Annotated in this window: 35 protein-coding genes; 18 read left to right on the top strand and 17 right to left on the bottom strand. The window is 69.8% G+C overall.

Translation table 11 applies throughout. The annotated features are described in order from the left end of the window. The 15 genes from ABD52_RS40225 to ABD52_RS17860 all read right to left on the bottom strand — a co-directional run. Nucleotides 1-1,048, bottom strand: a 1,048-nt coding sequence (locus ABD52_RS40225) for a hypothetical protein (RefSeq protein ID WP_152748264.1), incomplete at its 3' end; no start/stop codon positions are given. Continuing rightward, a complete protein-coding gene (locus tag ABD52_RS17795) occupies nucleotides 1,045-1,425 on the bottom strand; it encodes a hypothetical protein (protein WP_047892555.1) in 381 nt (126 codons plus the stop codon). The genes ABD52_RS17795 and ABD52_RS40225, both read right to left, overlap by 4 nt. After that, nucleotides 1,425-1,877 (bottom strand): hypothetical protein, encoded by a 453-nt coding sequence (locus ABD52_RS17800; protein ID WP_053065409.1) that lies wholly within the window; start codon nucleotides 1,875-1,877, stop codon nucleotides 1,425-1,427. The genes ABD52_RS17795 and ABD52_RS17800 overlap by 1 nt, the downstream gene beginning before the upstream one ends. Nucleotides 1,878-1,969: 92 nt before the next feature. Continuing rightward, nucleotides 1,970-3,283, bottom strand: coding sequence for a hypothetical protein (locus ABD52_RS37515; RefSeq protein WP_053065410.1), 1,314 nt, complete (start codon nucleotides 3,281-3,283; stop codon nucleotides 1,970-1,972). A 19-nt stretch (nucleotides 3,284-3,302) separates the two neighbouring features. After that, complete coding sequence (locus tag ABD52_RS39150) at nucleotides 3,303-3,575, bottom strand: hypothetical protein (RefSeq protein WP_047892556.1); 273 nt, start codon at nucleotides 3,573-3,575, stop codon at nucleotides 3,303-3,305. 27 nt (nucleotides 3,576-3,602) lie between these two features. Further along, the gene (locus ABD52_RS17815; RefSeq protein WP_053065411.1) at nucleotides 3,603-5,231 is read right to left on the bottom strand and encodes a phage portal protein; all 1,629 of its coding nucleotides are present in this window, start codon (nucleotides 5,229-5,231) and stop codon (nucleotides 3,603-3,605) included. A 38-nt stretch (nucleotides 5,232-5,269) separates the two neighbouring features. After that, nucleotides 5,270-5,659, bottom strand: coding sequence for a hypothetical protein (locus tag ABD52_RS17820; protein WP_047892557.1), 390 nt, complete (start codon nucleotides 5,657-5,659; stop codon nucleotides 5,270-5,272). A gap of 28 nt (nucleotides 5,660-5,687) precedes the next feature. Beyond that, nucleotides 5,688-7,349: a terminase gene (locus tag ABD52_RS17825; RefSeq protein WP_047892558.1), complete on the bottom strand. Its 1,662-nt coding sequence runs from the start codon at nucleotides 7,347-7,349 to the stop codon at nucleotides 5,688-5,690. Beyond that, the gene (locus ABD52_RS17830; protein ID WP_200905203.1) at nucleotides 7,330-7,863 is read right to left on the bottom strand and encodes a hypothetical protein; all 534 of its coding nucleotides are present in this window, start codon (nucleotides 7,861-7,863) and stop codon (nucleotides 7,330-7,332) included. The genes ABD52_RS17825 and ABD52_RS17830 overlap by 20 nt, the downstream gene beginning before the upstream one ends. Before the next feature lie 74 nt (nucleotides 7,864-7,937). Continuing rightward, nucleotides 7,938-8,315, bottom strand: a complete 378-nt coding sequence (locus tag ABD52_RS17835; protein WP_047892559.1) for a hypothetical protein — start codon at nucleotides 8,313-8,315, stop codon at nucleotides 7,938-7,940. 1 nt (nucleotide 8,316) lies between these two features. Further along, on the bottom strand, nucleotides 8,317-8,865 hold the full coding sequence (locus ABD52_RS17840; RefSeq protein WP_047892560.1) for a hypothetical protein: 549 nt from the start codon (nucleotides 8,863-8,865) through the stop codon (nucleotides 8,317-8,319). After that, nucleotides 8,862-9,560, bottom strand: coding sequence for a hypothetical protein (locus ABD52_RS17845; RefSeq protein WP_152748265.1), 699 nt, complete (start codon nucleotides 9,558-9,560; stop codon nucleotides 8,862-8,864). Before ABD52_RS17845 ends, ABD52_RS17840 begins: the two co-directional genes overlap by 4 nt. A 14-nt stretch (nucleotides 9,561-9,574) precedes the next feature. Beyond that, complete coding sequence (locus ABD52_RS17850; RefSeq protein ID WP_047892562.1) at nucleotides 9,575-9,871, bottom strand: hypothetical protein; 297 nt, start codon at nucleotides 9,869-9,871, stop codon at nucleotides 9,575-9,577. Nucleotides 9,872-9,887: 16 nt separating this feature from the next. Continuing rightward, nucleotides 9,888-10,094 carry a hypothetical protein gene (locus ABD52_RS17855; protein WP_200905204.1) on the bottom strand — a complete coding sequence of 69 codons (207 nt, stop codon included), beginning with the start codon at nucleotides 10,092-10,094 and terminating at the stop codon, nucleotides 9,888-9,890. Next, complete coding sequence (locus tag ABD52_RS17860) at nucleotides 10,091-10,456, bottom strand: hypothetical protein (protein WP_152748266.1); 366 nt, start codon at nucleotides 10,454-10,456, stop codon at nucleotides 10,091-10,093. Before ABD52_RS17860 ends, ABD52_RS17855 begins: the two co-directional genes overlap by 4 nt. Nucleotides 10,457-10,671: 215 nt before the next feature. On the opposite strand from ABD52_RS17860, the gene ABD52_RS17865 reads away from it, so the two are divergent. The 17 genes from ABD52_RS17865 (at nucleotide 10,672) to ABD52_RS17940 (ending at nucleotide 17,331) form a co-directional block, all read left to right on the top strand. Continuing rightward, nucleotides 10,672-10,992 carry a hypothetical protein gene (locus ABD52_RS17865; protein WP_047892564.1) on the top strand — a complete coding sequence of 107 codons (321 nt, stop codon included), beginning with the start codon at nucleotides 10,672-10,674 and terminating at the stop codon, nucleotides 10,990-10,992. Continuing rightward, nucleotides 10,985-11,416 (top strand): hypothetical protein, encoded by a 432-nt coding sequence (locus ABD52_RS17870; RefSeq protein WP_047892565.1) that lies wholly within the window; start codon nucleotides 10,985-10,987, stop codon nucleotides 11,414-11,416. Before ABD52_RS17865 ends, ABD52_RS17870 begins: the two co-directional genes overlap by 8 nt. Then, complete coding sequence (locus tag ABD52_RS17875) at nucleotides 11,413-11,922, top strand: hypothetical protein (RefSeq protein WP_047892566.1); 510 nt, start codon at nucleotides 11,413-11,415, stop codon at nucleotides 11,920-11,922. Before ABD52_RS17870 ends, ABD52_RS17875 begins: the two co-directional genes overlap by 4 nt. A 155-nt stretch (nucleotides 11,923-12,077) precedes the next feature. Continuing rightward, nucleotides 12,078-12,347 (top strand): hypothetical protein, encoded by a 270-nt coding sequence (locus tag ABD52_RS17880; protein ID WP_047892567.1) that lies wholly within the window; start codon nucleotides 12,078-12,080, stop codon nucleotides 12,345-12,347. Nucleotides 12,348-12,423: 76 nt separating this feature from the next. Further along, nucleotides 12,424-12,723 (top strand): hypothetical protein, encoded by a 300-nt coding sequence (locus ABD52_RS17885; protein WP_047892568.1) that lies wholly within the window; start codon nucleotides 12,424-12,426, stop codon nucleotides 12,721-12,723. Nucleotides 12,724-13,119: 396 nt separating this feature from the next. After that, on the top strand, nucleotides 13,120-13,350 hold the full coding sequence (locus ABD52_RS39155; RefSeq protein ID WP_152748267.1) for a hypothetical protein: 231 nt from the start codon (nucleotides 13,120-13,122) through the stop codon (nucleotides 13,348-13,350). After that, the gene (locus ABD52_RS17890) at nucleotides 13,343-13,621 is read left to right on the top strand and encodes a hypothetical protein (RefSeq protein WP_047892569.1); all 279 of its coding nucleotides are present in this window, start codon (nucleotides 13,343-13,345) and stop codon (nucleotides 13,619-13,621) included. Before ABD52_RS39155 ends, ABD52_RS17890 begins: the two co-directional genes overlap by 8 nt. Then, on the top strand, nucleotides 13,614-13,853 hold the full coding sequence (locus tag ABD52_RS39160; RefSeq protein WP_152748268.1) for a hypothetical protein: 240 nt from the start codon (nucleotides 13,614-13,616) through the stop codon (nucleotides 13,851-13,853). Before ABD52_RS17890 ends, ABD52_RS39160 begins: the two co-directional genes overlap by 8 nt. Beyond that, entirely contained in the window at nucleotides 13,837-14,154 is a 318-nt protein-coding gene (locus tag ABD52_RS17895; RefSeq protein WP_047892570.1) for a hypothetical protein, read from the top strand. Before ABD52_RS39160 ends, ABD52_RS17895 begins: the two co-directional genes overlap by 17 nt. A 77-nt stretch (nucleotides 14,155-14,231) precedes the next feature. Next, nucleotides 14,232-14,609, top strand: coding sequence for a hypothetical protein (locus tag ABD52_RS17900; RefSeq protein WP_152748269.1), 378 nt, complete (start codon nucleotides 14,232-14,234; stop codon nucleotides 14,607-14,609). Then, on the top strand, nucleotides 14,606-14,986 hold the full coding sequence (locus ABD52_RS17905; RefSeq protein ID WP_047892572.1) for a hypothetical protein: 381 nt from the start codon (nucleotides 14,606-14,608) through the stop codon (nucleotides 14,984-14,986). The genes ABD52_RS17900 and ABD52_RS17905 overlap by 4 nt, the downstream gene beginning before the upstream one ends. Beyond that, nucleotides 14,983-15,207, top strand: coding sequence for a hypothetical protein (locus ABD52_RS17910; protein ID WP_047892573.1), 225 nt, complete (start codon nucleotides 14,983-14,985; stop codon nucleotides 15,205-15,207). The genes ABD52_RS17905 and ABD52_RS17910 overlap by 4 nt, the downstream gene beginning before the upstream one ends. A gap of 214 nt (nucleotides 15,208-15,421) precedes the next feature. Continuing rightward, nucleotides 15,422-15,610 carry a hypothetical protein gene (locus tag ABD52_RS17920; protein WP_047892575.1) on the top strand — a complete coding sequence of 63 codons (189 nt, stop codon included), beginning with the start codon at nucleotides 15,422-15,424 and terminating at the stop codon, nucleotides 15,608-15,610. After that, a complete protein-coding gene (locus ABD52_RS17925) occupies nucleotides 15,607-15,963 on the top strand; it encodes a hypothetical protein (protein ID WP_047892576.1) in 357 nt (118 codons plus the stop codon). Before ABD52_RS17920 ends, ABD52_RS17925 begins: the two co-directional genes overlap by 4 nt. Beyond that, the gene (locus tag ABD52_RS17930; RefSeq protein WP_047892577.1) at nucleotides 15,960-16,568 is read left to right on the top strand and encodes a hypothetical protein; all 609 of its coding nucleotides are present in this window, start codon (nucleotides 15,960-15,962) and stop codon (nucleotides 16,566-16,568) included. The genes ABD52_RS17925 and ABD52_RS17930 overlap by 4 nt, the downstream gene beginning before the upstream one ends. Continuing rightward, nucleotides 16,568-16,954 (top strand): hypothetical protein, encoded by a 387-nt coding sequence (locus tag ABD52_RS17935; RefSeq protein ID WP_047892578.1) that lies wholly within the window; start codon nucleotides 16,568-16,570, stop codon nucleotides 16,952-16,954. The genes ABD52_RS17930 and ABD52_RS17935 overlap by 1 nt, the downstream gene beginning before the upstream one ends. A gap of 86 nt (nucleotides 16,955-17,040) precedes the next feature. Next, nucleotides 17,041-17,331 (top strand): hypothetical protein, encoded by a 291-nt coding sequence (locus tag ABD52_RS17940; RefSeq protein ID WP_047892579.1) that lies wholly within the window; start codon nucleotides 17,041-17,043, stop codon nucleotides 17,329-17,331. 22 nt (nucleotides 17,332-17,353) lie between these two features. Here the strand turns inward: ABD52_RS17940 and ABD52_RS17945 are convergent, their stop codons facing one another. Beyond that, entirely contained in the window at nucleotides 17,354-17,701 is a 348-nt protein-coding gene (locus ABD52_RS17945; RefSeq protein WP_047892580.1) for a hypothetical protein, read from the bottom strand. After that, the gene (locus ABD52_RS17950; protein WP_047892581.1) at nucleotides 17,698-18,006 is read right to left on the bottom strand and encodes a hypothetical protein; all 309 of its coding nucleotides are present in this window, start codon (nucleotides 18,004-18,006) and stop codon (nucleotides 17,698-17,700) included. Before ABD52_RS17950 ends, ABD52_RS17945 begins: the two co-directional genes overlap by 4 nt. 1,678 nt (nucleotides 18,007-19,684) lie before the next feature. On the opposite strand from ABD52_RS17950, the gene ABD52_RS17955 reads away from it, so the two are divergent. Next, nucleotides 19,685-21,334 (top strand): hypothetical protein, encoded by a 1,650-nt coding sequence (locus tag ABD52_RS17955; protein WP_047892582.1) that lies wholly within the window; start codon nucleotides 19,685-19,687, stop codon nucleotides 21,332-21,334. The last annotated feature ends 12 nt before the right edge of the window (nucleotides 21,335-21,346 follow it).

Genomic DNA, 21,346 nt, shown 5'->3' on the forward strand with positions numbered 1-21,346 from the left:
CGGGCAGGTGGATGGTGTCGCAGTGCACGGCGGTCCCGTCGCCGTCGTGGGCGTACAGCTCGCCGTAGCGGTCCTCGGGGCCGTCGACGGCGGCGAGCAGCTTCTGCGCCTGGCGGGCCGCGGCGTCAGGAACCGCGACACCGCTGCCGCAGACCCGGCCCCGGCCGTCGGGCCGCGTTGGGATGCCGCTGGGTGCGTCCCAGTCGACGGTCCAGGACAGACGCTTGCGGCCACGCTTACGGCCGTACGCCTGGCGTTGGAGTTGCAGGTGGACGGTGTGCTGGTCGCCGTGGGGCATCCGCACGGTGGCGGTGACCGGAGCCCCGTGGTTGGTGTACGCGTACCGCTTCGGCCCGAGCAGGACGGTGCGAGGGTCGATCTGCAGGGACGTGTCGCGCCAGCGTGGGTCCGTGCCGGACCAGCCGTCGCGGCGCGCCCACAGCTTCCACCAGAGGTGGCCGCTGTGCGCCTTGATCGAGATGACCTTCGACTCGTAGTCGACTGGGTTGAGGCGACGCTGCACCCAGGTGCCGAACCGTTCGGTGTGCAGGTACAGCGACAGCCACCAGAGGTGGAGGCTGACGGCGAGGGTCTGCTCGGACCCGCCGTTGCCGACCTTCAGGCTGAACCCGAGGTCCGGCAGTCCGCCGCGGCCGAGGTAGATCTCCCCGCCGAGATCCCCGGTGGGCTTGGCCGGGAACGGGCCGGGGGTCTGCGGGTCGGCCTTGATGAAGACGAACCGGGCGTCCGGGTCGGTCGGCGGGGACTCGCCGAACGGGCCGGTGTACCGGTCGCCGATGTTCCAGCGGGCGGGGTCGAGGCTGCCCTGCGGGTCGGGCCGTACTCCGCATCGGTCGCACACGACCCAGCGGGAGCCGGACTGGCCGTGGGCGCTCTTCGTGCCGTCGACCACCGGCCGGTGGCCAGCCAGCCGACAGGCGAGGATCAGCCGGGGCACCCGGTGCAGCCAGAAGCCGCGGTGCACCCAGCTGCCCGGCAGCCGGTCGTCGCCGTCGAGGCGGTTGATGGTGAAGGCATAGACGCTCACAGCTCGCGCCTCCGCCGGGCCCTCTCGCCGAGGGTGCGCAGGTGTTCGGTGAGGTTCGGTGCCTGCGCGTGGTAGTGGACGTCGGTGCGGGCGGCGGTGTGCTCGTTGATCCTGCGGCCGATCAGCTCGTCGAGCTGGCGCACGATCTCGGTCACCATCCCCGCGGTCGCCGTGTCCTCCACAACCTCGACACGGGCCGGCGTGACGAAGGCGCCCTTACCGCCGATCTCCCGGGCGAACTCGGTCCAGTCCTCGGCGACCTGCTTGCGGGCGTCGGCGTCGGGCACCTCGGGGTGCTCGTCGACGACGAGCGCGAACCGGTTGACGTAGTTGCCGTTGACCTGCTCGTCGGGCAGGGAAAGCACCTGGACGCGCATCAGTCCGCCACCGCCCAGTTGACGGGCGTCGGCTCCGGGCCGTCGCCGGGCGCGCCGAGCCCACGGCTGCGCAGTCGCAGCTTCTCGACCTGATCGCGGCGCATGATCGAGCGGCGGGTGAACGTCTTGCCGGCTTCGCGGTCGCTGAGCAGGTAGTAGGTCTTCCCGCCGTCCTCGCTGAACGCCTCCGGGTTGCGCCGGCACTGCCAGAGCGTGTGCCCCGACTGTTCGGCCACGTCCACCCAGTCCTCCGGGTCGTCAGTGAGCGGGGACAGGGTGCCGAACCCCAGCAGCGTGTTGATCTGCTCCCGGGCGCACGCGGCGGATCCGCCGGAGTGGCCGTAGGAGGCGAAAGCGCTGACTGCGGCGACGATCGACTGCGCGTACGCGGGGTCTTCCGCGAACTGGCCGGACAGCTCCAGCTCGCGTCGGGCGTGTTCGACGAGGGACATCGGGGACTCCTAGCCGGGGATGCGTGGGGATGTAGAAGGGTCGACCCGGCGCGCATCCCCTCGCGCCGGGTCGACCCTGGTCTGTGAATGGGTCAGCGGCCGGCGGTGGCTTCGGCGCGCAGCTTCGCGATCAGGTTGCGCCGGTACTCGACGAGCGGGCCGTAGTGCCTGGCACCTGCCTGGAAGCGGCTGATCATGTCTTCCAGGCCCATCTCTAGGTTGGGCAGGTCGTCTGGGGTGAACGGCTCGTATCCCGGCCGGCGCGTAGCGGCGGCGGCTGCGCGAGGTCCGCGGCGGCCCTTCCCTCGGGGGTTCTTCGGTCCGTTGACGAGGATCGGTCCGAGCTCACCGTCTTCGGTGATCATGGCCCGCACGCGGTTGAGTCGACGGCCGGCGGTCGACCGGCCCTCGCCGCCGGCGGCCGCAGTGTAGAGCCGCTTCAGGTCGTCAGCGTTGAGCTTCAGGCCCGGGTCGGCGCCGCGCAGAATGGGCAGCACAGCGCACTTGCAGTTGTCGTGCAGCGGCTTCAGCTCTTCGATCCGGTACCAGCGGTCGGCGGCGACGATGCACAGACCGCAGGGGCCTTCCTTCGACAGCTCCGGTCGCAGGATGCGCCGCCAGCCAATGACCTCGCGCGGGTCGTACTGGATCAGCACTTCGTGCTCCTGGGCGCGCTGCGCCAGGGCCACGTCGGTCTGGGCCATGGCCTGCGCCCGTTGCAGGGCCTTGCGGCGGGCCACGTCCTCGGAGTCACCCTCGCTGATCCGGTAGCGGTACTGCGCGGCGACGCGGCTGTACGCGGCGAGCGGGTCGACCGCCCGCAGCGTCGGCGTTGCGGCCGGCGCGGGAGCGGCGCGGGTGCGGCTGCGGGCGAGTTGCTGGCCCGGGCTGAGCGGGTCACCGGGCCGGACGAGCCCGGTGTTGACGGTCCGGCCGGCGACAGTCGGGGCGTCGTCGTCCGGATCCGGGTCGCGCCGGCGCGCGGTAGACGGTTCGGGGTCGCGGAACACGCGGTCCAACGGCAGGTCGCCGTCCGGGACCAGCTCCACGGGCGGCCGATCCAGCACCTCGGCCAGCTCGGGGGTCAGATGGCGGCGCAGCTTCGTGATGTCGACGGCGCCGACCGGCCGGTGCGGCCGGCCGGTCATCGTCGTCATGGCCCGGGCCAGGTACGCGTCGGTGACCTCGGCCATGCGCCGCTGCACGGGTTGAACGACCCGCAGCACCTGCAACATGGCCAGGTCGACCTCGACGTTGTCGTACCAGCCCGTGAACCCTCGCAGCGGCACGAGCGCCCCGCTGACCGCGAGCTGCGTGAGCTGCCTGCGGATCGTCGTCAGGGTGTCGATGAGGGCGTAGAGCTGGGCGACCTCGGCGGCGGTGAGGTTCCCGTCAGCGGTCGGCACCAGCTCACCCCCAGGTCAGTCACGACAGCGGGTACGGCTTGGGGCCCTCGTCAGGGTGGACGTGGCGCCAGCACACCCACCCCTTCTGCTCGGTCACCATGTAGCAGGACTCCCGGTCGCGGATTGGCTCGCGGCAGTTCTCCACGGCGCACGGCTGGTCGACCATCGGGTGATGGTCGTGGGTGGCGCTGGAGCAGTCGGTGTCGCGGATGAGGCAGTCCCACGGGAACGACTGGGCCCACGCACTCATCAGGGCGTAGGTCTTGGTGTGGGTGCGAGTCAGGACGGCCACGGAATCCTCCAAGCGGGTTCGGCGGGGTTACACGAACTCGCCGGCGGGGCCGGCGTCGAGCGGCGCGGGCAGGCCGGCGAGCGGGTCCGCGAGGACGTCGCCGGCTGGCTGGCCGGGGATCGGCGGCACGGGCGACCGGCCGGTTGCGCCGGCCTGGGCGGTCTGCTGCGACAGCGCGGCGTCGGCGCCTTGCAGCGCTGCGGTCTGCGCGGCGAGCTGCGCCTGGAACAGGAGTTCGTCGGCGCGCTCGCTGGCCATCCGCTCCACCACCGACGGCGGGAACTCCCAGATGTAGAGCATCCGGGACCGCCACGGGATGTCCTGAGCCTTGCTGGCCGCGTCGGCGCGCTCGGCCAGGGACAGCCGCTCCGGGGACCGCCACAGCACCTTCAGCTTGGCGAGGTCGGCGCGGCGCCGGTCGCCCAGCGTCTCGAACGCGAGCGACATGACCCACGCCCACGGGTGGGATGTGCGCTTGATCTGGTTGGACACCTTCTCGACCAGGCCCTCGCGCTGCATGGCTGCGCCCTCAGCGGATTGGTTCTGGCCGGCGGGCATCAGCGCGTGGATCGGGGTCTTGGAGACGGCGGCGAGCTGGGTGACGTCGTCCTTGATCGCCGCCAGGATTCCGTCAAGGCTCGCCTGCTGGGACTCCCAGATATCGGCGGTCGCCGGGATCTGCCACAGCGCGGCCGGGTCCATGGAGAAGACGTCGGTGTAGTCGATCTCCTCACCCGCGCGGGCGTGCCCCTCGGGGTACACGTTGGGCAGGCCCTTGATCGCCCTCTGGCGGAACGCCTGCATGGTGGTCACCACGCTCCGCTGCAAGATCACGTTGGTGATCCGCGAGAGCAGATCGAGGTGGGGCTCGAAGACGCCCATGCCGTCCTTGGCCTCGAACCGGACGACGGGCATCCGCGAGTGCCGCAGCGTCTGCCCCTCGGCGCCGCCGCGTTCCTCGTCCCAGGACCAGGCCCGAGGGTCGAAGTACACGGTCGGGGCCGGTCCGTAGTCATTCGGTCGGACCATGCCATCGCCCGTCGACGTGCTCCACCAGTCCGGGCCGCCCGGGGCGCTGCCGTACCTGTTCGGGCGGGTCGCGACGTACACCTTTCCGGGCAGGTACAGGTAGGCCCGGTCGACCTCGTCCATGTCGTCGTGCGTGACCTTCAGCGCGGCCAGGCACCGCCACGGCATCAGCGGGTCCGGCTCGCCGATCATCCAGCGGGGGTCCTCGGCGGAGACGAGCGGAGCGCCGGTCTCGTCGTCGACGTCGCCGACGATGACGTAGGCCTCGGACATGGACAGCATCAGGTCGTGTAGGTCGGCGGCCCGAACGTCCATGCCGGCCCGCTCCCACAGGTCGACGGCGGCCTGGTCGCCGGTCTCGTCGCCGTCGGCGGCGGTCCTAAACCCGTGCGGCACCATCCGCTCGGACACCGAGGTGGTGAGCAGTTCCGCGAAGTTCGTTCGGGACTGGCGCATGAACGCCCGGAAGCTTTCCTTCGCGAACTCGGTGCCGTCGGGCAGCGGAGCGTTGCCGTGCTGCCAGTCGTAGAGCTTCTGCAACCGGCGGCGCCGCTTCGGGTTGGCGAGCCGCCGGAACTGCCGCTGGATCCACCAGCCGGGGGAGTCACGCACGCTGACGTCGATCACCGGCGCACCCCCTATTCCGGTCTGCGCCGGACAGATCGCTATTTGTCGCCTACCGCCACCTCGATGGCGTGTCCGATTGCCCGCTCACAGGCGGGGTGCTTGATGGTTCGGCCGGCCGGCCACCGGGCGGCGCACACCGCGCAGCAGCCGGGCAGTTCGATGTCCGGGTGTTGCCAGCCGGGCCAGCGCCGCTCGCGGTGACGCGTGAAGCAGTTGCTGATCGCCACGTCCCAGGACGCGGGCAGCGGAACGTGCTCGTCGAACGCCGCGCGGAGAAACAGCCAGGCGTTCTCGGCCTCGTTCTGCAAGGCCCACCACAGCCATCGGCTGGGGCCGGAGCGGGGCACCGGGAGAGAGCGGCGTGCGGCGACCGCCTCGACCTGTTGGGCACGGCGGCGGTGGTAGAGGTACTCCCGCAGCAGGATCACGAGGCACCTCCTGGTCGCCGCCGCAGGGTCACCGAAGCCGCTTCGGCACGTACATCTCCTGCTGGGGCAGCTCCGGCTTGGACAGCGCGTCGAGCCGGGCAGCCCAACTGAGGGTGGCCGCAACCGCGGCGTCGATCTTGTGGATCGAATCCGGATGATCTTTCGCGATCTGGATCCCCGACCTGGACTTACGGCGGCGAGCTGCCAAAACGTGCCTGGCCAGCACCGGCGAGCCGTCGTGGGTCATCTCCCGGTCGACCACGGCGGAGTGGAATTCCTCCAGCGCGCGGACGATCTGCGTGGCCCGGCCACCGGTCATCCACCACTCGATCGGGTGCTGCTGGGTCGCCTTCACCTTCAGCTTCGCCCCGAACTCCGCTTCCCAGGCCGCCACGAAGGTCTCGAACCTGGCTGGGTCGGCGTAGAACCCGACGACGTTCCAGCGCTTGAACGCCTGCCGTACGGCGGCGTCGACCTGCGCGGTCGGCACCTGCCATTCGTCGCCGGGCTTCAGCTCGGGCTGCTCCCAGACCTCGATCTGGAAGATGTGCCCGTCGGATACCCGGCAGCCGATCAGGGCGGTCGCGTCGGTGACGCCGCGCGCCCGCTTGCGGGAGCCGTCGAACCCGAGCGTGATCGCGGCACCGTCGGCGACCCTCTTGGTCACGTCGCGGCAAGCGTTCCACTCCGGCTCCGACAACCAGCTGTCGCTGGCGTGCGTGACCTGGTTGAGGAAGTCAGCCCGCGCGGTCTGCGGGTCGATGTCCGGGTCCCAGATGTCCGCGATAAGGCGGTCCAGGTTGACCCAGCCACGCCGCTGGCACGGCGGGTTGTGCAGCCGACAGCCACCTTCGACGTCCGCCGAGTCGCCGTACACGTACGCCAGGCCGGCGAGCAGCGACTCCCGGTCGGTCATGTCCGTGTCCGGCGGTGCTTCCCGGTGGTCGTACAGCAGGCCGTCGTCGCGGGCCCGGCCCTCGATGATCGCCTTGTGGTACTGCGCGGAGTTCTCAGCGACTGATCCGACGCCGGGCGTGAACGCGTTCGGCGACTCCACGGTGGTGCCGCCGAGCTTCGCCGCGTTGACCCGCATGACCTCGGCGAGGCGGATCCCGCCGTTGGTCTTTGTCCATTCCTCGGTCTGGTCGAGGATCGCAAAGACAGGCTTGTTGCCCTTGATGCTCGTCGGCGACGCGGTGATCGGCTCGATTCGGCCGCGCGGCAGGTTGACGAAGCTGCCGAGCGGTTCGAGGCCCGGATAGTTGTCGAGCACCGGTCCGTCGAGCATTTCCAGCAGCGGCACCCAAGAGTTCTTCGTCTGCGCCTCGGACACCGCGGCGAGCGTCACCAACGGGGTGCGGATCTCCGACCACGGCATTCCAACCGGCTGCCCGTCGGCGTCCCAGCCTGCCGGCACGACCGGGCCAAGCGCTTCGACGATCGCCAGCGCGGACAGGAACGGGGACTTGCCCCAACCACGGGGCCGGCAGATCACGCCGCGGCGGATGCGCCGCCTACCGGTGCGGGGGTCCAGCTCGTAGAACCGCAGGATGAACTCGGCCTGCTCAGCGGTCGGAACGTACGGCTCGTAGTCCGCGCGGTCCGGGGTCGCGATGTTCTCTGTCAGCCACTCCAGGACCAGCCAGCCGAGGGTCGGGCGCTCGCCTGGCTCAGTCGGCTTCCACGGCACGGCGCGTGGTCCTCTTCGCGGCGGTGGCCTTCTTCGCCGGCGTCTTCCGCGCGGCGGGCTTGATCGGCGTGACGGTGGCGTCCGGCGCGGCGGCGGGGACCGCGCGCAGGTTGGCGTACCGCTCGCGGGCGCTCGCGCCGGCCGGCCGGGCGGCGTCCTTCTCGTCGGCATCGGCGAACACGAGCCGCAGCCGGGCGCGGTCCTCGGGAGTCGCGCCAAACTTCGCCACCCGCAGACGCAGTTCGCCACCGACGGCGAGGTTTCCGGACCAGAACTCGGCGTGGATCATCGCCGTGTCCAGGAGGAAGTCCCAATCGGTGGCCGTGAAGTGCTCGCTCTGCGGGGAACCGGCCCACATCTCCCACCAGTCGCGGGTGCGCTCGGGCCAGTCGAATCCTCGGGGCAGCTCGGGCTGTTCGCCCTTGACGAACTTCAGGACGGTCTGCGGTACGGGGTCAGAGTTCCTGCGGGCGCGCTTGTCCGGCGACTTCGGCGCCGGCCCAACACCAGCCATGTCGATCAACTCCCATGTCGGGAAAGGGCCGCTCCCGTGTCGGGAGCGGCCCTGAAGGTGAAGAAGAAGAGGGGTTACAGCCGCACGGGCGGCGGCTCGACGTCAGGCGGCAGCGGGTCGAGGTCTTCGCCCTCGATCACCAGGTGCAGCACCTGCGTCCGCTGGTCGACGTACATCCGGACCGCCCGGTAGCCGACCGGGAGGCTGACGGCCTCGACCAGGTCGGCGAGGGTAAGACGGAGGCGGCCAAGCCGGGACGGCACCATCTCGCGGACTGGCGCGAGTTCGGCGCACGTCGAGCAGTTGCGGTGCGCCTCCACCACCGACGGGAACCGCTGCATGTTCCGGCGGGTCGCAGCCGGGTCGAGGCGCATGTCGTGGTGCACCTCGTCCGGCGCCAGCGCGGAGTAGCGGCGGCCGTCCGGGACCGTCATCGAATCGTTGGGGCGCACGTCACCTCCCCGGCAGCAGCTCGACCTGGATGGGCAGACCGGAGAACCGGTCACGCTTGCAACCGATGTGGACGGCGTCCACCACGGCGGTCTCCGGCGGCACGTCCCGGTCGAGCAGCGCGTCGAGCGCGCCGATCGCGGGGCCTTCACCTGAGCCGAGCGCGGTGCGGCCGTCGTGATGCGGCACCGCGCAGGCGTGCACCAGCGTCCAGAGCCGGCCCTTCCAGCCGAGCAGGAGACTCCCGTCCATGCGGCCGTCTTCGTACAGGCCCGCCTCGGCGGCCAGCTCGGTCACGGCCTTCGCCACGGTGAACGCCCACTGCTGCGGGTCCTCGTCCGGCCCTGGCTCGCCGTCGATCTTCAGCAGCGACTCGACGACGCCGATCAGCCCGCCCGACCCGGTGACCCCGATCAGCACCTCGCCGTCGCCGGCGGGCAGCCGCACGATCTTCCGGGCGCCGCCGGGGATCGGCCGGTCGTAAACGTTGATCATCGTGTCGGCGGCCATGTAAACCGTGCCGTCGACCGCGGCCGCGACAACCGTCGTCACTGCTGGCCCCCCGTCGCGCGCCGGGCGGCCGACAGCGCGTCGTGCCACCACCCGGGAAGGCCCTCGACCTCGTGAGGGTGCGGAACGCCCGGGTGCGGCCAGTAGGCCGTCTCGACGTCGCACACCATGATCCGGAAGTCGCAGGCGAAGATCTCGTGCACGCTGTCGTGCCAGGTGCCGCCCTCGCCGTCGTGCATGGTGCTCTCGGGCAGGCCCCGCATCTTCGCGTACTCGGCGACCAGGGCGTCGCTGTAGAGGTTCTGCTCGCCCCGGGCGTCGTTGAGCATCCACTCGACGTGGTGGCCATACTCGTGCGCGACCAGGTGCCGGGTCACCGCCGGGTGCGGCGGAACCCGCTTCCCCGACAACATGATCAGCCCCACCGGCGGGTCCTTGACCCACTCGTCGTCTTCGTAGTGGCCGTCCTGGCACACGCTGGAGTAGCCGTTGGACCGGCCCTCCTCTTCCCGGTCGGCGATGAACAGCTCGACGTCCCACAAGGGCGCGAAACACGACTGGACATGCTTGACCGCCGCATCCACGACCTCGCGCTGGTGCGGGTACGCCGGGAAGGGATCGAACTTCCCCACCGAGCCGAGCGGGCGGTGCCGCCACACAGGCTTGCCGTCGCGGAACGGCCACATGGCCTCCGACATGATCGACAGCTCGCGGACGATGATCGACGGCTTGGTCACCGCGGCGACCTCCTTCACAGCAGGCCCGGGTGCTTCTCCCGCGCCCGGCGCTCGCGCGGCTGCGCGGCGACGCCTTCGGCGCTGGACTTGTAGCGGTGGCAGTGCGGCGGCACCGCGTCGTGCGCCCAGTCGAGGTTGTCCAGCGAGTGGTCGTCGCCGGGGATCTTGTGGTCCAGGAAGTCGCCGCCTGGCTTCCCGCACAGGTGACAGATGTGCTCGGGGTTCCGCTCGTGGGCCTCCGGCCGGATCTCGGTACGCCAGTTCGCCGGCAGCCGGTCGCGGCGCGTGCTGTGGGCCCAGCCGCCAGACATGGAACCACCCCCGAGGTCAGTCGTTGCTCTTCCTTGCCTGCTCTTCGTGCACCTGGCTGGCGGTGAGCAAGCTCGCCGCCTCGATGACGATGGCCAGGAAGCTCAGCGACAGCACCAACGGCGGCTCGTTCTTGGCGAAGGTCCGCATGCTGACCGGCCACATGACCGCGGATCCGATCAGCAGGATCCAGGCGGCGATCGTGCGGGCACGCCGCAGGATCACGCCGCCGCCCACACGGCGGGGCCGACGGTGGGCCGAGGCGGGCAGTGGAGCCGAAGCACCTCGTGCCCCGCTCTCGGCAGCTTCTTGTCCTCGCGCTGATCGGCGTCACCGGCGGCGCGCAGCGCTGCCAGCCGGTCGCCGCCGCGGCGCGACTTCGGGTTGTTGCGGGTATCCCGCTCCGCGTCAAGGACGTCACCGAGGCGGTACTCAAGGGTGCCGTCCTTGCGCCGGCGCACGGTCAGGTGGCGCCGCTCGCCTTCCGGCGTCACCCAGCCCCGGGCGCGCCAGTTCCCGATCGCGGACTCACGCATCCCGGTGACCTTCGCGGCCTGGGCGCGGGTGAGGAATGCGTCGCGGTTCATCGTCACGGGCACCCCCGAAAACGGAAAAGGTCCCAAGCCGGGAATCCAGCTTGGGACCGAAAAGTCGTTGTGGGCACAATGCGCCCGCGTTTGCACAATGTCACACGATGACGATCATGTGCAACTTCTTCGCGTGCATCATGACCAACTGGCGATAACAATCGACCCTCGGAGGCGTCATACTTCCCCGTGACCCGACCTTCCAGAGGGAACCCATGACCGAGCAGTGGTACACCAGCACCGCCGTAGAAGCTGCTGCCCGAGCGCTCGCAGTAACCCAAGCCGACGAGTGCTTCGATTTCGACGGCCCGCACTGGGACAGGCTGAAGGACCTTCACCGCAGCGACGCCCGCATCGTGCTGAACGCTCTCGTGGCAGCTGGCCGAATGCCCGCCGCGCATCACCTGCCGCTGCTCCAGCTCACCCCCGACGAGGTGGAGGCCCTGATCGGTGCAGCCGCCGCAGACGGCCACAGCTGGCGAACCACCGCCTGGCGCACCGCCCTGGAAAAACTCGCCGGCAGCCCCGATGCCTGACCCGGGCGGCGACCCGGCGCCCTGCTCGGACCTCGCTGACCTGCTCGCACTTCTGCGCTGGCTGGACAAGCCCACCACCACCGAGGAGACAAGGCTGATGAGCAACCGGCGGAAGCTCCGAGATCCGCTGCCCTCCACCTTCGTCGCACGACCGCCGGACCAGCCGGCCACCTACTGGAACGGCGAGCTCACCGAGGCCGTCCGCGTGCACGTAGTCGTCGCTGACGCCCCGCAGTTCGCGCGCTACTGGGCCCGAGACCTAGTCGGCGCCGAGCGGGACGCGGTGCGGGTCACCTACTACGGGCAGGTGTTCTACCTCGACGACGAAGACGGCTCTGGCTGGACCAAGGTCACCACCGGGTACGGCTCGCCCCGATGCCCGCACCGAGAGCTAGCTGTCGAGCGGGAGGTACTCACGCGATGAGCGAACCCACCGCCACCTGGCGACCAGCCCGGCCCGGGGACACGCCGGGCGAGCTGACGCCGGAACACGGCCCGACCCAACCCATCGACGCCGCCCCGACGTGCTCGCACGGCCACAACACGTTCACACCCCCCACCGACGGCTTGCCGCGCCACGTTTCGGACTGGCGACTGTGCAGCGACAGCAAGCCGCGCACCGAGCCGCTGTCGTGGGATGACTGCGCCACCGTGGCCAACGCCCTCAGCGCCGCTCCCGGAAGCGGCGAGATCTGGCGCAGCAGCTACGGCGACATCGTCGGCGAGCCGCTGTCGCTGGCCCGTGTGGCGGTAGAGGCCCTATCGGCTGCCGGCCGGCTGCCCGCCGCGCCTCACCTGCCGCTGCTCACTCTCACCGCAGCCGAGATAGAAGCACTGCTCCTGGCCGCCGCGAAATACCGGGCAATCGACACCCGAATGCCGGCCCTCAATGCCGCCCTGCTCAAGCTCCAGCGGATCCCGGATGCCTGACCGGATGCCCGGCCGGCTGGCCCGTCCCTGGTGCCCGCACTGCCATGACCCCGGCGGGCCGGACTGCCCCGACACCTCACCAAGCCCTCGGCAGACCCGACGCCGCTTGAAGCGGGAACTCGACAAGCTCACCCTCACAGAGCAGGACCGCAACGATGGCTGACCTCATCGCCCTGTACAGCGGCGACGTCCTCCAAACCCACGACCGGGCCGCTTGCCACGGGCAGCCCTGCTGCATTCACAACCCGAGCGAACACCACATGCGGCAGTGGCCGCTGATCTGGCGCGGCGACCGCAGGTTCATGGAGCGCCAGTGCCCGCACGGGATCGGCCACCCGGACCCCGATGACCGGCTGGTACGGCGTGATCGTTCCTACGGCCTGCACGGTTGCGACGGCTGCTGCTCGGAGGCCGGCTGTGAATAAGTCTCGTCGAGTGCAGACGCACCCTGACCAGGAAGCCGACGACTGCGTGCTAGTCGTCCGTGAAGGCGTTGGGGTGATGTGCACCCGCGCCGACCACCAGCGCAGGCCCGACCTGACCGGCTCCGCCTACGTACGCGCTGTCATCAACGAACTCATCGCCCTTGACGTGCCGGTCGACACCAACGCCCTGGACCTCGACGAGGAGCAGTGCAACATCCCGATCTGCCACTTCGACGAGATCGTCTGGCTGAGGTGGCTCGACGACCCCGAGCACGGCTGGCATTTCACCGCATCGGGTGGCGAGCGCTGCGCCGCGATCTGCGCGCCCGACACTCCGCCTGCCGAAGCCGCCCGCATCCTCGTCGACTACGTGTAGCGCCACCCGTGAGTGACCTCGCCGCCGGGCCGCAGCCGAGCGACCCGCCCGCCCGCACCGCCATCCCCACCGAGGCCAGCGACGCGGCCCGCAAGATTGCCCAGCGCTGCCGGGACAACGCTCGTACCAAGACCAGCGACCGCCGAGCAGACCGCGACGATCCGCCGCATGCGCCGGGCGATCGCCAGCGCCAAGGACGCCGTCAACGAGGGCCAGCCGTGGCCGCTCTCGCGGCCATGCAGCCGGGCACCGAGCCGCCCTGCCTTGACTGCAAGCGGCGGGAGGCGGACCACGTTGACGGCCGCTGCCCCATCTACCGCCCGCGTTCCCGGGTCGTCATCACCGGCAACGCCTGCTGTGGGGGCAACGGGGTAGAGGCGTCCTGCGAGGTGTGCCGTGGCTGAAGTTGTCGACGTGCCGCAGCCGGGCGACCCACACGCCCGGCCCTGCCGAAGTTGGTCCCGGTTCGGCAGTTGCGGGCGCACCATCGGACACGCGCATCCGCACGCGGTGCCCATCGGCGGCGGGGTGTGGTTCGGCTACCTGCGCGCCCAGGTCGTCACTCCGCTGGGCTACGGCCGCTTCAACGGCGACACCTTCGAGCTGCTTGGAGCCTGCCGTGTCTGACCTTGTCCCGCTGCCCACCGAGGGCGACCCTGACGACTGGACAGTCCGCCGACTCTGGACCTACCGCCGCGGCGAGTGGGATCCGCCACTGCGGGAGCGACTCGGCTTCCCGTACTTCGGCTGCGACGAATGGGGACGCCGGACCATCGTCATCGGACTCTGGTTCGTCGGCTACGTCGTCGTGGCGTGGAGGACCTGCTGGTGCCAGGACTGCCATGAGGTGCGCGAGCAGACTTACCGATTCGCAGCCGAGGAGGCTGGACGTGACTGACCCCGCCGCCGACAACCGTTGCAACATCGCCGTAGCCGCCATGGTCCGGAAGGCGGCCGAGACGTTCCGCAACGACCCGCCTCGACCTCCGCTGCTGCCGCACTGGATTCAGGCCGAGAAGGCCACGTTCGCCGATGCCCTCCACCGACGCGCGCGAGAGATCGAGGCGCGCCCAGCCCGGCGCGCCCCTACGGATCGATCAAGGAGAGACCGGGATGATGCCCACCACTGAGATCGAGCGGTACGCCGAGCAGCTCCGCCGCGATGCCGAGACCGCCGACGATGGGGTGGCCGTCGGACTGCTCCGCGCTGCGGACGGCCTCGGCGACCTGCTCGCCGCCCAGCAGCCCCAGCAGTCCGGTCTCGCCGACCTTCGGGAGCGATTCGCCGCCCTCGCCGCCGTTGAGGAGTACATCGGGGAGTCCTGCGGCAACGCCGCCCACAACATCCGCAACGTGCTGGCCGGCGATGACCCCCGGCGCGAAGCCGTCGAGTGGGGGCTGGAGTTCCGCAACGCTGCGGCGAAGCCATGACCGTGGCCGCCGGCGCGCCGCCGGTCCACCCGCACGCCCGGCCCAGCACCCCTACTGATTGATCAAGGAGAGATCAGGTGAATCTCGAACCTTTGCGCGAAGCGGCCTGGCTGATGCGCGAGCGCGCCAACGCCGCCACGGATGGCCCGTGGTGGTCCGACGACAGCGATCAGAGCTGGCAACTGCACGGCGTCGCCTTCCGCCTACCTCCGCCTTGGGAGGGTGCACCCGAGCAGATCGTCAACAAGCAGATCCTCAAGGCACCGAAGGCCAGCGAGCAGGTCGAGCCGTACTGGCCGGACGCTGCCGACGCTGCGCACATGGTGCCGATGCTCAACCCTGCCGTGGCGCTAGCCATCGCTGACTGGCTGGACACCGGAGTCAACCCGTATGCCTGCGTCGACCGCGCGCCGATGTTCCGCGTGGCCGCCGCCTACCTCGGGACGCAGCCGTGACTGCCCCCACCGTCGACCCGCAGCCAGGCTGCGGGTGCTGGCAGTTCGGCGCCGGCAACAACTGCTACTGCGAACGCCCGCCTGCAGCCGGGCCGCAGCCGGGCCACCGCGAATACATCGTCATCGTGCCGTCGATCATCGGTGGCCCGAGCGCTTGGTCAACCACCTACGCGCCCGACCCCGGCCGCCATCCGAGCCGCCAGGCGGCCATCGATGCCGGATGGGCGGTTCGAGAACACGACGACTGGCTGATTGCAGTCGTCTCCGGGGAGTCGCTAGTTGGCCTCGCGTGGATGTTCGAGGACCGCGATGACGCCGAGGAGTTGGCCGACGTTGCCCGTGCGCTCGGCCTCGCATTCCAGGCCCGTACGTCATGACCGTCCCGGTGCCGCAGCCGAGCAACCCGCACGCCCGGCACGACGACCACTCGCTCCTTGCCGTCCGTGCCGAGTTCGAGGGCTGGGACAAGGTGCCGCGCTCCTGGGTGCGGATGGCCCGCCGAGGCTGCGAGCACTGCGCCCAGTGGGACGCCGTCAAGGCTCGAATCAGCGCCACCCGGCGCGCGTACGGTCGCCGCAACCGCCGGAGGTCCCGGTGACGGGCCTCGTCCCGTTGTCCGCCGAGGACAACCCGCCCGGCCCGCAACACATTCCCTACTTCTGCCCCACCTCGGGCAGCACCGAATGCTGCTCTGAGCACTCGGGGTGGAGCGTGTGCTGCGACCGCCCCGACCTACACCGGCCCGGACTGGCCCAGGAAGCCCACGAGATGGGCACCCGCATGGATTCACTAGTGGCACACCAGGAGAACAGGTGATCCTCCGCCAGCGCCTCGCCCGCCGGCTGCGTTCCCTTGCCGACCGCATCGACCCTACCCGCACCTATGAGGTCGTCACACCGTACGGCGTACCGCTCGCCCGGGTGATCAGCCGCTCGGGTCGGCCGCCCATCGTCAGCAACGACCTCTACACCGTCCGCCCCGCCCGCCAGGAGCACCCTTGACTCTCCGCCAGCGCCTCGCCCGCCGGCTGCGCTTCCTCGCCGACCGCATCGACGACGCCGGCGCGCCGCACGCCATCGGTTGGTCGTTCACTCACGAACGAAACGTGGGGATTCGCTTCCGGAACGACGGCCGTGGCTGCCCCCTCTGGTACCTCGGAGAGGCGGACTACGAACGCGCGCACACCGAGGCCGACACCGAGCACTACCAGGTCGACTGGGCCACCATGACGGCGAGGCGTGTCGGCGGTGAGCAGCCATGGGGCATTCACGGCTGCCGCATCGACGGACACCAGGGATGCACCCCGTACGAATGCCGCTGGGCACCGGCCGAGCCTTCGGAGGAGCCGCGATGACCGGCCAGTGGAGCGCCGACCAGTCGACGTGGCCCGCGCACCTGCGTGACGACGCACCGTCCCAGCAGTGCGGCCGGTGCGGGCGCTATACCCGGTCGCCGCGCGAGTTCTTCGCCGAGTGCCGCATGCCTCAGCCCGACGGCTACCCGTGCGGCGGCCGATTCGAGTCGCCCGGCATCCTGCTCGACATCTACACCGCCCGCCGCGGTGCCCCGATCCCCACCGCCGTCGACACTCCCCTAGCGGAGGCGTACCAGTGGGCCGGCAAGGGCCACGTGCGGCAGATCGAGCAGGAGCCCGACTCCTTCGTTGACGCGCTGACCATCACCCGGGCGCTGACCAGCACCCCGCACCTACTCATCAGGTGGCAGGAACGCCGACCCGGCTGGCACTACCCGACGTGGGGAGACCCCGTCCTGCACACCATCGTTGGGCACGGGGAAACCCCGGACGGCCTCGTTCGCATGGTCGCCCCCTGCGCCGGCCGGATGGAGGACGAGCTCCACCTCGGCCGCCCGGCGACCAAGGTCGACCTGCACAAGCAGCCCGAAGGAACCTCGCTGATCTGGTACTGGCGCACCCCCGAGCACGAGGCAGGCTCCTGATGCCCTGGGACTCCCACCACGGTTGCGCCACCCCCGGCAGCACCGGCCGCGCCAACCACCTCGGCGACCCGCTCACCGTCCAGCAGATCCGCGAGCTACCCGACGGCGCCGAGGTCGTCATCACCTGGGACGGCGGCAACGGCCCGCACCCCTACCGGGTCCTGGTCGATGTCGAGGGTGTTCGCCGAGTCGAAGTACCGGACTGCGGTTCGATTCTCCAGCCGTGGCTCTGCGATGAGGGCGTCCCGTTCCACCGGGTCACCCTCGGCTGGGACGATGCCACCCGCGTCTGGCACGACGGCAAGGTGCCCGAACCTGAGCACATCCAGGAGAGGTGGCGGCGACTCCGCAGCGATGCGAAGCCAGTGACAGGCACGCGTACGTGATCAGGCGAGGAATCACGCGCACCGTCATCCTCACCCGTCGGCACGCCATCAAAGTCCCATCTTGGCGGGGCCACGCTGAGGGCGGAATGCGCGGCCGGCTCGCCGGGTTCGCCCACGGCGTCCTCGCCAATCAGGCCGAAGCCCAGTGGTCCCCATACGAGCCGTGGGCGGGCAAGGTCGCACCAGTGCTGCGGTCGTGGCTCGCTGGCTTGGTGCAGGTGTATCCGCGGTGCGAGCCGTTGCCGGTGACCTGCCGCGACACCTACGTCGGCGATGAGCCGCTGCCCGCCCTTGAACCGGACCCGGGCGATCACAAGCCGGACAACTATGGGCTGCTCAACGACCGGATCGTGCGCGTCGACTACGACATGCGCTGACTTAGGAGGAAGTAGCAGCAACTTAGGAAGACGGCACCGAACCGCGGCGGTCGGTCAGCAGTACAACCCGCCACTCGTCCAACCCGATCTCGGCGCGGACGATGCGAGTCATCCGGTCCAGCCCGACCAACTGCCCGACCACCTGGCTGGCCACTCGGTCGAGGTGCCACAACGGCTCACCCTGCCGTGCGACCGTCGCCGCGAGGTTCTGCCACAGCCGAGGGCCGACGAGCACCAGCGCCTCGCGGTCCTCCGCGTACCGAACCCAGTAGTCGCGGACCTCCTCGCGGGCCGTCTCCGCGAGGTCCCTCAGCAGCGCCAGTCTTTCACCGGCAACGGATGCGGCCGAGTCAAGGCTGTCGCCGGTCACCAGATCGCCGTCCGGTCGAGCGGCAGGACGACGAAGTGCCCGTTCAACCGGCCGCGGTCGTCGCGATAACCAAAGACGAGCAGGCCATAAGAGGTGTTCTCGCAGGAGCGGCAGCTCACTTTCGCCTCGCGCACCGGCATCGTCGGGAACCAAGTCGATTGCTCCAGCGGCGAGGACACCGCGTAGGCCATCAGCCGCCACGTCAGCACGGTGCCCACGACCCCACACCACGCGCAACGCTTCTCGACGGCCACCTCGCCTTCGTCGCCGTCCAAGGCGGTCAGCTCAAAGCCAGGCTCGCTCATCCTCCGATCGTACGCACCGCAACTGACGCCGGAATGTGCGACCGAGCGGTGATCCAAAAAATCCCCAGACCCGTACAGAACCGGGACCGCTGAACGTACCGGCGGAGCGGCCCGCCGGTGGGGCGCGGTGCCCCCCCTGCCCTGCGTCGCGCGTCGCGCGCAGAGCTGCGCCGCGCGGCGCAGAAAAGATTTTGGGTCGGCTTTGCGCGAGGTAATAGGAATAACGCGCGCGCGGATAGGAGGTATCCGGCTCGGGTAAGTCTGACTTGACAACGGGGGGACGCATGCCGTTAGCTGTTGTCAGTTCGGCAGGGCAGGCGGAAACGCAGCGGCTACGCAGCGGGTAAGACTGACTTGACGAATCGGGGAGCACGCATTAGCGTGATCCTCGCCGGTGAGCCAAGCGCTTACAGCGGCGCGGGTAACCATTCTGCGAGTCCGGGCATTGTCCCGGCCAGAATGCGAACCGAGCCAAGTAAGACTAACTTGACAAACGGCAGGCAGAAATGCCAAGGTTCTTCCCAGCACAACGGCTAGCAACAACGGGCCGGAATTGCGGATGCGTCCCGCGTTATGCGGGCTCTGCCATTCCACCCGGCCGTGGGCCTTCGGGCCGTCGGCACCGCTGGCTAGGGCGTCCGGTGAAACGGACGGGCGAGTATGGCGCGATCGGGCGATCTTCGGATCACTACCCACGTTGCCTGCGTCCGGGCTGTGATCCGGGTTTGGCACGGGCTACGTGCCGGCCCCGCAAGGGGTGACGTGTCAGTTGAGAATTCCATAGCGTGACGTCCAACCCCGTTCGCCAGCGGATCGCAATAGTCTGGCTTGACAAGGGGACCTCGGATCCGAACCGAGGTGCGCCGAGAGTGGCCGCGCGTTTAGCGTGAGCCGTTGCCGTAGGTGTCGACATCCGGGATAGCGCCAGATTCAGGCGCGGCGGGGAAGCCCCTCGCTGACATGTCTCCCGTGGACTAAGGGGCCGTTATCCGGAAACCGGTGATGAGACGAATATGAACCGATAGCCCGCGTTGAAGTGGGCGCGCTGGTAAGCACGGCAATCGGGGCATGCAGTGAGGTGAGTAACCGGTATTACATGTTTGCGCGATGATCCTCTGTCATGGAGGGGAAGCGGGTGTGCGTTGCCGTGCCGGACGGGCACGGCTGAACGGTGTCCCATTTGACAATGCGGGTAATAGTCCCGGCCTGGCTTGATTCAGGATTGGGTGTCTTAGGGGTAAACCGGAGCGTACGGGAAAGCGTCTGACTCCCTAATCGGGGAAGGAAGGGCCACCATTGGCCGCTTTACAGCGGAGCCGGCCTGCCATGGCTTGACCCATGGCCGCGTTATGCCCGTACTGAGACAGACACGCTGTCTCACGCCACAACGGCGGGGAGGCCAACCTCCCCAATGGCGTCCCACATACGGAAAATCCCACGGCTCGATCCGTGGACGCCGCCGAAAGCCTCCAGAGTTCGAAGCGCGTGAGCAGACGTAGCGACCTGACACGCGTAGTGCTTGCCGCCCCGCCATCAGTGGGGCCTCTGACTTGGGTACGGACCGGCGCGGCATGTTCCGCGCCGGTCCGTGTCCCGGTCCGTAGCGGTTTCAGTCGGCGTACCCAGTGTGCGCCGACTGATTTCACGACGGGCAGTCAGCACAAACAGGAGACACATCATGGCTCAGAACAAGGCCGCTATCCAGCTCGGCATCCAGATCGCACAGCTCGGCAAGAGCGACCTGAGCGGCGCTCTGGCACTGGCGGAGCAGGGTGTCCGGGACTTCCCGGGGCCGGTGCTGCCGCAGGGACGCACCTTCGGGTGGCTGCGCGACACCATCGCGGCCAGCATCGCCAAGTCCGCGCCGAAGGTGGCGGAGCAGCCGGTGGCGGCGGTTCAGCCGTCCACGTCGGCTCCGGTGGCGCAGCCGCAGCGGGCGCCGCTCGCGGACCGGATCATGGTCGGGCACATCGGTCCGAAGGCGGAGCCGGTCCAGGCCCAGGCGGAGCCGGCTCCGGTGGCCGTGCCGCTGCCGGAGGTGGCGAAGCCGACGCTGCGGATCGTTCACGCGGTGGAGGAAGGCACCCGGCTTCTCGGTACGCAGAAGGGCGACGGCGTCAACAAGGTCATGGGCAAGGACGGCCAGAAGTGGCGGTTCTACATGGCGGGCAAGTTCTGGTACGTCTGGGGCTCCCGTGGCGGGAAGGCGGACCGTGCCCGGATCAACCGTGCGGCCGTGGCGCTGCGTGCTGGTGGATGGACTGTCGAGGTCGAGATCGACGACGTTGACCCGGCTACCGGGCAGGTCGCGGCTCCGAAGGTGAGCCAGGCGGAGCAGGTTCGCCGGATGCGGGCGTACAACCACGCCGAGAGCGGGCTGCTGTGGGTGCTCACCAACCAGGGTGGAGTGAAGTGCGGTAAGGGCTGCGGCGCGGATGATCTGGCGCTGCGCACGTCGAAGGTGCTCCGCAACGAGGAGACGAACCTGCCCATGGCGATCTGCCTGCCCTGCGCCGGTGTGAAGCCGGAGCCGGTGGCGGAGGTGGTGGCGGTGGAGCTGCCCGAGATCATCGCGCCGGAGCCGACCCTGGCCGTGGAGGCGGAGCCGGTCGTGTCGACGGCGGAGCTGGCGGCGGAGCTGCGTGAGTTCACGCAGGAGTTGGAGCCGTACCGGGCGAAGCCGGTCCGTCGGACCGAGGTGGTGCGCATGTCGGTGGCGGAGCTGCGGGAGCTGGCCGTGGTCAACTTCGGGAAGGCGTGGGACGAGCTGGTGCGGCGGCTGGAAGTGGCCGAGGCTCGGGCGGAGTCCGCGCCGGTGGCGCAGCCGGTGGCGGCTGGCGACGACTGCGGCTGCGGCAACGGCAAGGTCGGCGTGCCGCACGAGGCCATGCCGGGTCGGGCGTGCCGGATCCGGGCCGCCCGAGTGGCGGAGCAGCCGGCCGCGCAGCCGGTGGCCGAGCCGGTGACGGAGCAGCAGGCCGCGCCGGAGCAGGAGCAGGAGCAGCCGTCGGACGCGCTGCTGGAAGCCGTCGCCACGGCGGACGCCACCTTCACCTTCGAGATCGAGGGGTCGGCTCGGCCGACGATCAAGGAGGTCCGGTCGAAGCTGCACAACCAGGTGACGGTGCCGGTCAACAAGCTGATCGACGACGAGGACAAGCAGATGCGGGTGAAGGTCTTCCACCACCGCAAGAGCGACAAGTTCACCGTCACTGTGTGGCTGTCCCCGATCGTGGACGCGGCGACCACGTTGGAGCGGGTCGAGCGTATCGCGACCGGCATCAAGGGCGTCGGTGCCCGTGCCGAGGACTTCGCGCTTGCTGGCTGATCCCTGCCCGAA

This window comes from Micromonospora sp. RV43, assembly GCF_001029515.1.
In the GTDB taxonomy this organism is placed as follows: Bacteria; Actinomycetota; Actinomycetes; order Mycobacteriales; family Micromonosporaceae; genus Micromonospora; species Micromonospora aurantiaca.